Raw genomic sequence first — 12,658 nt, forward strand, 5'->3', positions numbered from 1 at the left:
CTATGCTTCAGAAGATAGCTCCCTTTATCGGGTTGATCCTTATTATCGTAATTATTACGGCTTTAAACCCCGGGTTTTTATCCGTCTCCAATTTAATGAACGTGCTTCGGCAGGTTTCCATTAACGCTTTGATTGCCTTTGGTATGACTTTTGTTATTCTGACAGGAGGCATCGATTTATCGGTCGGGGCGACTCTTGCCTTAACAGGAGCGGTCACAGCAGGAATGATGGCCAGTGGAATAGATCCGATTTTCGCCATGCTGCTGGGCTTATTGCTCGGTGCAGTATTAGGTGCCATTAACGGATTCATTATTGCCAAAGGGAAAGTGGCGCCATTTATCGCAACCTTGGCGACAATGACCATTTATCGTGGCTTGACGCTGGTGTATACCGACGGACGTCCGATTTCCGGATTAGGCGACAGCCTGACGTTCCAAATGCTCGGCAAAGGATATTTCCTTGGAATTCCGGTACCGGTAGTGACGATGATCATCAGTTTTGGAGTTTTGTACTTCATTTTGAAGAAGACGACATTTGGCCGTCGTGTCTATGCAGTTGGCGGGAACGAAGAGGCATCGATCCTGTCTGGGATCAATGCGGACCGCATCAAAATTTATGTTTATTCCTTGCTTGGCCTGTTGGCAGCATTGGCTTCCTTGATCTTGACATCGCGCCTGAATTCGGCTCAGCCGACCGCCGGTGAAATGTTCGAACTGGATGCTATCGCAGCAGTTGTGCTTGGCGGCACAAGTTTGACCGGTGGCCGTGGATGGATTGTCGGCACATTGATCGGTGCGCTGATCATCGGTGTATTGAACAACGGTTTGAACTTGATTGGGGTTCCGTCCTTCTTCCAGCAAGTAGTGAAGGGTGCAGTCATATTATTAGCGGTTCTTCTGGACCGTAAAAAAACAGCATAAGGGGTGCAGGAAAATGAAAAAAATGCAATTAGGGTTCATCTTGTTGGCAATGATGATTTTGGCGGCTTGTTCGATGGAAGCTCCAGGATCAAGTTCTGAAGAGGAAAGCGGCGATGGCGGCGAAGCAAGCGGCGATTACACAATCGGTTTTTCTGTTTCGACATTGAACAATCCGTTCTTTGTTACGTTGAATGAAGGCGCTGAAGAAAAAGCTGCAGAGCTTGGCGCAACTTTGACAGTAGTGGATGCACAGGACAATGCTTCAAAGCAAGCAAGTGATATTGAAGATTTGATTCAACAGGAAGTGGATCTGATTATGATCAACCCAGTCGATTCTGAAGCGGTTGCAGCGGCAGTCGAATCAGCGAACTCGGCAAACATTCCGGTCATCACAGTTGACCGCAGTGCTGCAGGCGGAGAAGTGGTTTCCCATATCGCATCTGACAATACAGCAGGCGGCGAAATGGCAGCAGAACATCTAACTTCAATCGTAGGTGAAGGCGCTGCAGTTGCAGAGCTTGAAGGCGTACCAGGATCTTCAGCTGCACGTGAACGTGGAGAAGGATTTAACAAGATTGCTGCTGAAAGCTTGGATGTTGTGGCTAAACAAACAGCAAACTTCAACCGTTCTGAAGGCTTGTCCGTTATGGAAAATATCCTTCAGGCAAACCCAGACATTAAGGGAGTATTTGCTCACAATGACGAAATGGCATTAGGTGCTCTTGAAGCGATTGAAGCTTCTGGAAAAGACATTGCTGTTGTCGGATTTGACGCTACAGATGATGCAGTGAAAGCGGTGGAAGATGGCCGTCTGGATGGAACAATTGCTCAGAAACCTGAAATGATTGGTGAAATGGCTGTTGAAGCAGCTGTTCAGTCACTCGAAGGCGAAGAAGTGGAAGCATCGATTCCAGTAGAATTGGAATTGATCAAGTAAAAAAGCAACAGAATAGATTGATATAACGCAGGCTATAGATGTACTCGAATCATTCGAGTCGTCTATGGCTTTTTTCATTTGAAGAATACCTTCGTTTCAACCTGTGGCTTTTCCCAATAGCAGAGATTACCTCAGGTGCATAGTGGTTTTCTATTTCTGTTATACTGGTGTCAAAAGCAGGGACAGGGGGCCAGGTCATGAAGGATATTTGGGTAGTCAAGTACGGTGACCACACCATTCGAGTCGTCAATACATGGACCAACGAAAAATTATTTGTGGATGGAGTTTTACAGGATGAACAGGTGGGTCTGCATTTTACTTCCCGCTTGTTCGGGAAAGTGAAAAACGAACAAGGGGAATTTGAAGAAATCAAAGTATCGATCGGCACTTGTTTCTGTAGGATGGAATGCCGGATTTTTGTGGGAGATCAATTGGTTTATACAACGGAAACGCAATGGGGAGGATGAAGCGGGAACAGGAATGTTCGTTTTGTGGAAATTCTATAACTAATATGATTCAGCGGAAGCTTTTACAGTTCTGCTGAATTTTTTATGGAACGCTATGGGTGCATCGAGCTAGTAGCGGATGTAAATAAAACAATGCTTGAATTCAGGATGGATAATATCCCTATATTGACAAAAAAATCCTATGAAAAAAGATCTGTTTGTGAAGTTGTCTGATAACTTAAGCGGTTGTTATGGTACATTCTTTAACAGATTAATGGATAGGGGATGGAATCATGACAGGCAAGAAATTTTTGGCAGGGGCAATATTTTTAATGGTGACAGGGGCATTGGCGATTTCCCCCCTACAGTTTGCGGAGCGAGAAATAACAGCAGGGGCAGATGATGAATATGCATCTTTGGCGAATGAAATCAATCAGATCCTGCAGGATGAACGGTTGGATGGTGCTTTGGCAGGAGTCAGCATCAGGGAGGCGGAGACAGGTGAAAAAATCTATGATCATTTTGGAGACACGCGTTTGGTTCCAGCTTCGAATACCAAGCTCATCACTGCCGCAGCAGCTTTTGAAACTTTAGGGGAAGACTATCGCTTTACTACGGAAATACATACAGATGGAGCAGTAAAAGGGAAAATGCTTAAAGGCAATCTCTACTTAAAAGGGAAAGGAGATCCTACACTTCTACAGGAAGACTTCGAGGAGTTCGCACAGGAATTGAAAAGCCAAGGGATTCAAAAAATCAAAGGCGATTTGATCGGCGATGATACGTGGTATGACGATGTCCGGTTGTCAGAAGACATCACCTGGCAGGACGAAATTTATTATTACGGTGCACAGGTTTCTGCATTGACTGCCTCGCCCAATGAAGATTATGATGCGGGCTCTCTTATTGTTGAAGTGAATCCGGGTGATTCAGCCGGTATAGAGCCGAAAGTATCGCTGTCACCGAAAACTGATTATGTAACAATCGTCAATCGGGCGAAGACAGTAGCGGCAGACCAACCCAAAACAGTAGCCATCAGCCGCGAACATGGAACCAACCAAATTGTAGTGGAAGGGAATATCCCGGTGGAGGGATCACGGACGCGGGAATGGATTGCTGTTGATGAACCTTCAGGTTATGCCCTCGATTTGTTTGAAAATGCGTTGCTGGCTGAAGGCATCGAGTGGGCTGGAAAACATACACTGGAAATGGGGGAAACGCCGGACGACAGCACCCTGTTGGTGGAGCACGAGTCGATGACGCTGGCTGAGCTTTCGATTCCTTTCATGAAGCTCAGCAACAATGGCCACGGTGAAGTGCTGGCCAAGGAAATGGGCCGCGCGGTAAAAGGAGAAGGCAGCTGGGAAGCCGGACTGGAAGTAATGGAAGATGTAGCAGGAACACTGGGCGTCAATACCGACACTATCCTGCTTCGTGATGGTTCGGGCATGTCCCATGTGAATTTGATGCCAGTAAATGAAATATCTCAATTGCTGTTTGGAGTCCAGAGCAGACCATGGTATGGCAGTTACCTGAATTCGCTTCCGGTTGCGGCGGATGCAGAGCGGTTCGTTGGCGGCACATTGCGGAATCGGATGAAAGAAACAGCCGCTCAACAAAATGTCAAAGCAAAAACGGGAACGTTGACAGCCGTCTCCGCTTTGTCTGGATACGCCACCACCAAAGACGGCAAGCCGTTGATTTTCTCGATCATCATCAACAACGATTTAGCTTCGGTTACCCCGATTGAAGACGCTATTGCGACAGCAATCGCTGAATCAGGAAAAGAACAGTAAGAACAAAACGGAAAGCTTTCGGGCTTTCCGTTTTTCTGATGAACTCTTCCAATTAATAAAGTTGGGAGATGAACTAGTATTCCACCAGTAAATTCTGTATGTTTATTATATTCAGTTTTTAAAAATGGGAGGGTATACATAGATGAAACCGATTATTGGCCTTACGGCATCTCTGGAATTGGGACGCGATGCATACGATATTGAACTGGCGGACTCAGAAGCGATTTTAGCCGCAGGCGGCTTGCCGATCATGCTCCCACACTTGATGGAAGAGGCGGATATCGATGAAATTGCTGAACATATCGACGGGCTTTTCCTGGCGGGAGGTTATGACATTGATCCGACTTTATTCGGCGAGGAGCCGCATCCGAACCTTGGCGTAATTATTCCTTCACGCGATGTATTTGAGCTGGCTCTAACGAAAAAAGTTCTGGAATTGAAAAAGCCGATTCTTGGTGTGTGCCGGGGAGCACAAATTTTGAATATTGCGGTCGGAGGCGATATGTATCAGGACATCACCACACAAGCAAAAGCAGATTTGCTGCAGCATCAGCAAAAAGCACCGCGGTTCCACGGTTCTCATTTTGTTGAGGTAACAGAAGGATCGCTGCTGCACCGCTTAACTGGACTCAAGCGCCTGAAAGTTAATAGCCGCCATCATCAAGCTAACCGCCAGGTGCCTCAGCCGATGATCGTCAGCGGTGTATCAAGTGACGGCATTGTGGAAGCGATTGAAAGTACAAAACATCATTTTGCGTTGGGTGTGCAATGGCATCCGGAAAACATGGCAAGAGCTGCCGATTCGGCGTCGCTGGGTATCTTCCAAGGCTTTATCGAAGCCTGCCGAGAAGAAGGAGATGAGTAGATGAAGATTTTCGATACACATTGCGATGCGCTGCTGAAACTGCAGATTGCAAAACGGAATACGTTATTCGACGGGGAAATGTTGGACTACCGGAAGTCGAATGACCTCGAGACCAATTTTGAACGGCTGCAGGCAGGCGGTGTAAAAGTACAGTTTTTCGCCATCTTCATCCATCCGGAATTTCCTTCTGATGAAAAATGGCAGCACGCTCTCGAGCAAGTGGATTTATTCTACAGCGAAATCCTCGGGAAAAATCCATTGATGAAGCATATCAAAGAATGGAAGGACATTGACCAATTAAAGCCAGATGAAATTGGCGCTGTTTTGACCTTGGAGGGAGCCGATGCGTTCGGCAATGATTTAACAAAGCTGCGCCACCTCTATCGTCTGGGTGTGCTTTCAATCGGACTGACTTGGAATAATGCCAATCTTTGTGCGGATGGTGTCGGAGATCCGAGAGGTGCGGGATTGACGGTCTTGGGGAAAGAAGTGGTCTGCCTCAATAACGAACATCATGTGTTTACGGATGTGTCCCATTTATCCATCAAGGGATTTTGGGATGTCATGGACCTTGCAAAATACCCGATTGCCAGCCATTCCAATGCCCGGTCTCTTTGTGATCATCCACGGAATCTGAATGATGAACAAATTCGGGCGATGTTCACCAACAATGGCATGATCGATGTCGTATTTGCTCCGCAGTTTATCAATAAAGACAGTGAACAGGCAACGATATCGGATTTGGTCCGCCACATCGATTATCTCTGTTCGCTTGGAGGAATTCAGCAAGTCGGCATCGGATCGGATTTTGATGGAATTTCTTCGCACATTACAGGGCTTGGAAATGCATCGGAATTCCCTAATTTGATCAACGAATTGCAAAAGCAGTATACGGAAACAGAAGTGGAAGGGTTTGCGTACCGCAACTTTCTAAACCACCGCCCAGGAATGTGAATAAGGAGGACCGGCATGAAAAAGACACCGAAACAAAAAGTAGAAGAAGTGTTCGGGAAGAACGCTGATAAATACGTCACCAGCAACAGCCACGCAAAAGGGGATGATTTGCCGTTGCTTGTTGACTGGCTGAAACCTGAAAAAACGTGGAAAGTGCTGGATATTGCAACAGGCGGGGGACATGTGACAAAAACATTGGCGCCACATGTGGCCACAGTATTTTCTACGGATCTGACGAGAGCGATGTTGGAAAATACAGCAAAACATCTGCGGCACAACTTCGACAACATCGAGTACGTGGTGGCGGATGCCGAAGCCTTGCCATTTCTCACAGAAACCTTTGATGCAGCAGTATGCCGGATTGCACCGCATCATTTTCCGCAACCAGACCGCTTTATCTCCGAAGTAGCGAAGGTTTTGAAGACAGGCGGCAAGTTTATTCTGATCGACAATGTCGCACCAGCCGATCCCGAATTGGCGGAGTTTATGAATACGACGGAACGATTAAGAGACCACAGCCATTTTCGGTGCTTATCAAAAGCGGAATGGGCCACGCTGCTGAAGGAAAATGGAATGAAAGAACTGAAGTCGGCCGATCGGCGGAAGACGTTTGACTATCCTTCATGGGTAGTACGTACTGCTGAAAGCGAGGGGCAGATGGAAGAGGTTTCCCGGCACCTGACCGGGGCAACTCAGAAAGCCATCGACTATTTTGCGATCAATGGCCAAGATGGCAAGATCCAGGACTTCACAATCGACGAATGGATGGCTCTTTTCGAAAAAGTGGATCAAAAATGAACTGATAAAAAAGCCCCTTCACCTTTTTCGGTGAAGGGGCTTTGTGGTTTAGTATTTGTTCATGGAAGACTCTGTGTCTTTCGCTTCTTTTTGATTTGCTTCGCTTTGCGCAACAGGGTCAGAAGAATCTGCTCCTTTCGCATTTTTGCGTCTGTGCAGAATAGCATTGATTTCAGCACCGATAACAAGAATCAATCCTGTCAGGAAGAACCAAAGCATCAGGACAATTAGTCCTCCAAGACTTCCGTAGGTCGCTGAATAGCTGCCGAAGTTAGCAACATAGATGGAGAATCCGAATGACACAACTTGCCACAGGACTGTTGCGATGACAGCGCCGATAATAACTTCCTTGAATGGGAAATGTTTGTCAGGAGCGAACTTGTACATAAGAGCCAATACAATACTCATGACTGCGATGGAGACAACCCAACGCAATACTTGGAAAATAATTTCGGTTTGCTCTGGCAAGTTCAAAAATGATTTGATCATATCGATAATCGTACCACCGAAAATCGGCAAAATAAGGGCAACGATGACCGCAACCAGCATGCCAAGCGTCAAGACGATAGCTGTTGCTTTCAGCTTGATGAATGAACGGCTTTCTTCGACTCCATAGGCTTGGTTGGTGGCATCGATAAAAGCAGTCAATGCGTTTGATGCAGACCAAAGCGTACCCAAAATACCGAATGTCAACAAACCGCCTGAAGGGGTGGTGACAACACTGACGATGGTATCCTGGAATGTTGTAGCCACTTCTCCTGGAAGAATGGTACCGATGAAATCCACGGCTTTCTGTGGATCAATCTGAAGATAAGGCAAAATAGCCAGCAGCAAAATCAATAAAGGAACAATAGCGAGTAGATAGTAATAAGCCTGTGCTGCAGCCAGGGTCGTTGCTTTATCTTTTTTGAATTCACTGCCAAGTTCTTTGACGAACCCCATAGCTTTACTCATAGAACAACCTCCATTTTAGAATTAGTTATTCTTTATATGCCCTATTGCACAGCTGGTTAACCCTAAAAACGAAAACAGACGCATTTATAAAATGAAGCTAGATTATTTGGAACACAAAAAAAGGATGTCCGCAGGCGGACATCCTTTTTAAGATGACTTTTGCAACAGGTCACAGGCAACTTTCAGAATGTGGTGATTTTCCATTTCCACAATCGACCACTGGCAACCTTCTTTTATGAACTGGTCGCCGGTTTCGGCTTCAATCAATTGATGCTGAATCCAACCAGCGATTGTGTCGATGTCTTCACTGTCTTCGAATGTAAAGCCGAAACGTTCTTCGAGATCTTTTAAAAGGACACGTCCATTCAGAAGATAGCGGGTTTCGCTTTCCTTAATAATTTCCTCATCTTCCTCTTCATCAAATTCATCACGGATTTCTCCGACGATTTCCTCTAATATGTCTTCCATTGTAATCAGACCTGAAGTTCCACCATACTCATCAATGACCAAAGCGATATGCGTACGCTCTTTTTGCATTTTCACTAAGGCATTTTGAAGTGGTGTGGTTTCATGAAAATAAGGAAGGTCATGTATCAGTTCTGACATTTCAAATTGGCCGTTGACGGCATAATGCGTCAACACTTCTTTGGCGTTGATAAAACCGACAAGATCGTCTTTGTCCCCGTCTCTGGCGATAGGATAACGTGTAAAACGATGCTCACGGATTTCCACCAGAAGCTCCTCGTTCGTCAAATCATCAGAAAAAGCGATCATTTGAGTACGGGGAATCATTACGTCTTTTGCACTGCGCTCATCAAAAGCAAAGATGTTCTGCATGTAGGAAAGTTCAGTTTGATTAATTTCCCCACTTTGGAAACTTTGCGCCATGATGATCTTCAGTTCTTCTTCTGAATGGGCTTGTTCTTCTTTGGCAGGTTCTACACCGAAAACCCGTAAAAGAATACGAGCCGAACCATTCAGGATGAAAATGAACGGGTACATGATTTTGCCGAACCAATAAAGGAATGGCGACAGCGTCAAAGTCATCCGTTCAGCAAATTGAAGTGCCAATGATTTGGGGGCCATTTCTCCGATGACCACATGAAGAAAAGTCACCAGTGAAAAAGCCAGCACAAAGGAAATGATGGTAGAAGCAGATGCAGGAACACCGAGCGTTTCGAATAAAGGATGCAAAAGCCGTTCAATAGTCGGTTCACCTAACCAGCCAAGTCCGAGGGCGGTAACGGTAATGCCAAGCTGACATGCGGACAGGTAGTAATCAAGGTCACTGGTGATTTTCTTGACCAATACAGCTTTTTTGTTTCCTTCATCAATCAATTGGTCGATGCGCGACATCCGGACTTTAACGACGGCAAACTCTGATCCGACGAAAACAGCCGTTAACGCGATTAATAAGACGAGCAAAACTAAATTCAATAAAAGTATGGGGTCCAATAAATTCCCTTAAATAAGGGATTCACCTCCGAAAGTATTTGTTGAAGTTAAATTTACCATATTTTGAGCTTGAAATATATACTGAAGCTTTAATGTTCAGCAATGATCTGGCGCGTAATCTCTTTTACATCGATAGCTGTGTCTTCGTTGATCACATCGCCAAGCATGACATCTCTGAAATAAGCAATGCTTGCCGGCAAAGGCAGATCCAGTATTTTAGTCAAAGCAATCCGGTACATCACCACAAATTCTTTGTCGGTATTGCCGCGTTTCAACTCCGCGAATGCTTCATAGAATTGGTCCAGTTTATCCGCCAGTTCCAGCAGCCGCCCTTCTACAGTCGCGTCTTTCCCTTCTTTCATGCGTTCGAAAAAGACATCTTGAAATTCTTCCGGAATCTCACGCAGGATGAACTTTTCCATCATGCCTTCCTCCACTTTTGCAATCATTTCTTTCAGCTCAGGTGAAGCATATTTGACCGGTGTTTTAATGTCGCCGATAAACACTTCAGCAAAATCATGGTTGATGGTCTTTTCATATAATGCCTTCCAATCAACTTCACGTCCGGCGCGTTCTTCGATCGTGGCAAAAAACATGGCGTATTGGCTCACTTTCCACGAATGGGCTGCAACATTATGTTCTTCAAATTTAAATCTGCCAGGTGCACGGATAATCCGCTCTAAATCATTCAATGATGTAAAAAAACGATGAATTCCCATAATGACGCCTCCTTTTAATTAGGTTGAAATTAAGAATGAATGCTCAAACCTGTACACGGAAAGAGATTCTTAAGCAATCGCTCCACGAGTATTTGGTTTTCAGGAGCTGATTTGCGGAATAACTACAGCAGAATAATACCCATTTAAGTGAGTAGCTTAACTTAAATAATTAATTCCCTTGTCTTCAGCATACACAACTTTTTAGTATAATAAAAATAGCACTATTAAAGGAGAGAAGAAAGCATGACAGGCAAGACACACATCCTAGGCGGCATAACAGCAAGCCTTGCCTTTGCACAAATTACGAATTATGAACCGGTGCTATTGCTCGGGGCAGGCGTCATCGGATCGGTGATCCCCGATATCTGCCATGGCAGCAGCAAAATTGGCCGTGCGTTGCCTGTTCTTTCCAAGTTGATCAATGGTCTATTCGGACATCGGACATTCACCCACAGCCTGCTGTTTTTGGTATTATTCGCGGTTCTGCTGAATAACTTCATGCCAGTGGAAGCCATTTCAGCAGGCCTGCTTGTCGGTATGGCCAGCCATATTGTCTTGGATATGGCGACAAAAAGAGGAGTAAAACTGTTCTTTCCCTTCAAGTGGAATGTCCGTTTTCCTGTGACTGCTACGACTGGCGGCACTTCCGAATACCTGGTTTTCGCTCTTTTATCACTTTTGTCTGTCTACTTTGGCTATGGAGTTTTTATCCCTCTATAAAACGTTTTACTTTATGTTAGAAGGGAAGTAGAGGGGTAACTACTTATGGGAGGAATGATGGTATGGCTAAAAATGATTTCTCAAGAGACGCGAATCCGCAAACGAAACAGAATCGGCGGCAGCGTGAAGAGTTTGAAAGCATTGATCAAGAATCACGGGAAGATGGAAAAAGTATGGAGAAAAGTGGAGCTCACAGCAATACTGGAGTTGGAGATGAACGAAATCCAATTGGCGAATCAGAAAATCAATAATACACCGCTAAAAACGATTGAGAAATTCGAAAGATAAAGGGCAGGGATGCATTGTTCCCAGCCCTTTTTTGTGTCCATTTTTCAAAGTGGTTCGATTTTGTCATTTATCCGCTTGTTTGCGAACATATAAACCTATACAATTATGACAGTAATTGTTGAATAATTCTTTTTTTTAAGAAAGTGGAGGGATAGTATGATTTCTGCTACATGGAACTGGATGTGGGAAAAACATGACCAGGCAAAAGACACGTTCCGTTTATTTACTAACCCAGGAGCGGGCATACCGGAAGGCCGTGATCGGGCTGAGGATGCCGGATCTTATGACGAACGCAAAAAAAAGCGTAGTTACAACACACCGCAGTTAATTGGCTTATTTTTGGGGCCGCTTCTTTTTGTCTTAACTTTAATCTTTGTTAATCCCGAAGGTTTACCGCCTGAAGCAAAAGCCATTTTGGCAAGTACAATTTGGATTGCCACTTGGTGGATTACGGAAGCGATTCCGATTCCGGCCACTTCGCTTCTGCCGATTATTCTGTTTCCAATGACCGGTGGTCTGGATGTCAGCTCCACGACATCTGCCTATGGAAATGATACAATCTTCCTCTTTATGGGCGGCTTCATGATTGCCCTGACGATGGAAAAATGGAACTTGCATAAGCGCATTGCCCTTACCATCATTTCAATCATCGGAACCAATACTGAACGAATTGTACTGGGCTTCATGGTGGCTACCGGATTCCTATCCATGTGGATTTCCAATACGGCCACTGCCATGATGATGGTGCCGATTGGTTTGGCCATCATCTATCAAGTATCGGATGCCTTAAAAGACGACCCTTCCATCGATACTTCAAAAGAGAACTTTGGTTTTGGTAAGGCATTGATGCTCGGAATTGCCTACTCTGCCTCACTCGGCGGAATTGCGACATTGATCGGAACACCGCCGAACACGTTATTGGCAGGGGCGGTCAATGAAATTTATGGCATTGAAATTACATTTGCACAATGGATGCTATTTGGTGTTCCGTTAGCATGGATTTTTATTTTGGTTGCTTGGGTATATCTAGTGAAATTTGCTTACCCGCAAAAATTAAAGCACCTGCCTGGCGGAAGCGAAGTGATACGCCAGCAGAAAACCGATTTGGGCGCTGCTTCATACGAAGAAAAAGCAGTATTTGCCGTCTTTATAGCGGTAGCACTTGCTTGGATCAGCCGCTCGTTCATCCTTGATGCTTTTGCGCCTGACTTGGAAGTGACGGACGCGATGGTCGGATTGATTGCGGCCATGATCTTGTTCATTGTTCCTTCCAAGAATAGAAAAGGGGATCATTTATTGGATTGGGCAACGGCTGTTAAACTGCCTTGGGGCATTTTGCTGCTGTTCGGTGGAGGGCTGGCCATCGCTGCTGGCTTTACGAACTCGGGTCTGTCTGAATGGATCGGAAGCCAATTGATCGGCTTGCAGGGCGTCAATGTCCTGATCATCGTTCTGGTAGTCGCTGCACTTGTCTTGTTCTTGACTGAAATTACGTCCAATACGGCAACGGCTTCTATGATGTTCCCGATTATGGCGTCACTGGCTGTAGCGCTCAGCATCCATCCTTATGCTTTGATGGTCACTGCAGCTGTTGCTGCGTCCTGTGCATTCATGTTGCCGGTTGCGACACCGCCAAATGCGGTCGTCTTCGGCTCTGGGTATTTGCGGATTGCCGATATGGCAAAAGCAGGCTTGGCCTTAAATATATTCGGTATTTTCTTTGTCGGACTTGCGGTTTTCTACTTCCTGCCGCTCGTTTGGGGACTTGATCTGCTATCAATTCCAGCGGAATTCCTTGAGTAAAGA

13 protein-coding genes are annotated in these 12,658 nt (G+C 45.4%); 10 read left to right on the forward strand and 3 right to left on the reverse strand.

The window, feature by feature from the left end:
• Positions 1 to 2 precede the first annotated feature (2 nt).
• The 7 genes from H9630_RS08215 (at position 3) to H9630_RS08245 (ending at position 6,716) form a co-directional block, all read left to right on the forward strand.
• Positions 3 to 920, forward strand: a complete 918-nt coding sequence (locus H9630_RS08215; RefSeq protein ID WP_191715098.1) for an ABC transporter permease subunit — start codon at positions 3 to 5, stop codon at positions 918 to 920.
• Positions 921 to 933: 13 nt separating this feature from the next.
• A complete protein-coding gene (gene rbsB, locus H9630_RS08220; RefSeq protein ID WP_191715005.1) occupies positions 934 to 1,857 on the forward strand; it encodes a ribose ABC transporter substrate-binding protein RbsB in 924 nt (307 codons plus the stop codon).
• Positions 1,858 to 2,054: 197 nt separating this feature from the next.
• Positions 2,055 to 2,324 (forward strand): hypothetical protein, encoded by a 270-nt coding sequence (locus H9630_RS08225; RefSeq protein WP_191715006.1) that lies wholly within the window; start codon positions 2,055 to 2,057, stop codon positions 2,322 to 2,324.
• Positions 2,325 to 2,596: 272 nt separating this feature from the next.
• On the forward strand, positions 2,597 to 4,099 hold the full coding sequence (gene dacB, locus H9630_RS08230; RefSeq protein WP_301610813.1) for a D-alanyl-D-alanine carboxypeptidase/D-alanyl-D-alanine endopeptidase: 1,503 nt from the start codon (positions 2,597 to 2,599) through the stop codon (positions 4,097 to 4,099).
• Between the two features lie 142 nt (positions 4,100 to 4,241).
• A complete protein-coding gene (locus H9630_RS08235; protein ID WP_191715007.1) occupies positions 4,242 to 4,964 on the forward strand; it encodes a gamma-glutamyl-gamma-aminobutyrate hydrolase family protein in 723 nt (240 codons plus the stop codon).
• Positions 4,965 to 5,918: a dipeptidase gene (locus tag H9630_RS08240; protein WP_191715008.1), complete on the forward strand. Its 954-nt coding sequence runs from the start codon at positions 4,965 to 4,967 to the stop codon at positions 5,916 to 5,918.
• Positions 5,919 to 5,933: 15 nt separating this feature from the next.
• Positions 5,934 to 6,716: a class I SAM-dependent methyltransferase gene (locus H9630_RS08245; RefSeq protein ID WP_191715009.1), complete on the forward strand. Its 783-nt coding sequence runs from the start codon at positions 5,934 to 5,936 to the stop codon at positions 6,714 to 6,716.
• Between the two features lie 48 nt (positions 6,717 to 6,764).
• On the opposite strand, the gene H9630_RS08250 is transcribed toward H9630_RS08245, so the two are convergent.
• From H9630_RS08250 to H9630_RS08260, 3 genes are all read right to left on the reverse strand, one after another.
• Complete coding sequence (locus H9630_RS08250; protein WP_191715010.1) at positions 6,765 to 7,670, reverse strand: YihY/virulence factor BrkB family protein; 906 nt, start codon at positions 7,668 to 7,670, stop codon at positions 6,765 to 6,767.
• A 147-nt stretch (positions 7,671 to 7,817) separates the two neighbouring features.
• Positions 7,818 to 9,125 (reverse strand): hemolysin family protein, encoded by a 1,308-nt coding sequence (locus tag H9630_RS08255; RefSeq protein ID WP_225218432.1) that lies wholly within the window; start codon positions 9,123 to 9,125, stop codon positions 7,818 to 7,820.
• 89 nt (positions 9,126 to 9,214) lie between these two features.
• Positions 9,215 to 9,844, reverse strand: a complete 630-nt coding sequence (locus tag H9630_RS08260) for a YfbR-like 5'-deoxynucleotidase (protein WP_191715011.1) — start codon at positions 9,842 to 9,844, stop codon at positions 9,215 to 9,217.
• Positions 9,845 to 10,087: 243 nt separating this feature from the next.
• Here H9630_RS08260 and H9630_RS08265 point away from each other — a divergent pair, with 243 nt between their 5' ends.
• From H9630_RS08265 to H9630_RS08275, 3 genes are all read left to right on the forward strand, one after another.
• The gene (locus H9630_RS08265) at positions 10,088 to 10,564 is read left to right on the forward strand and encodes a metal-dependent hydrolase (protein WP_191715012.1); all 477 of its coding nucleotides are present in this window, start codon (positions 10,088 to 10,090) and stop codon (positions 10,562 to 10,564) included.
• Positions 10,565 to 10,609: 45 nt separating this feature from the next.
• Positions 10,610 to 10,852, forward strand: coding sequence for a hypothetical protein (locus H9630_RS08270; protein WP_191715013.1), 243 nt, complete (start codon positions 10,610 to 10,612; stop codon positions 10,850 to 10,852).
• A gap of 156 nt (positions 10,853 to 11,008) precedes the next feature.
• Positions 11,009 to 12,655 (forward strand): SLC13 family permease, encoded by a 1,647-nt coding sequence (locus H9630_RS08275; protein WP_191715014.1) that lies wholly within the window; start codon positions 11,009 to 11,011, stop codon positions 12,653 to 12,655.
• The last annotated feature ends 3 nt before the right edge of the window (positions 12,656 to 12,658 follow it).

This window comes from Planococcus wigleyi (genome assembly GCF_014836985.1).
Classification (GTDB): domain Bacteria; phylum Bacillota; class Bacilli; order Bacillales_A; family Planococcaceae; genus Planococcus; species Planococcus notacanthi.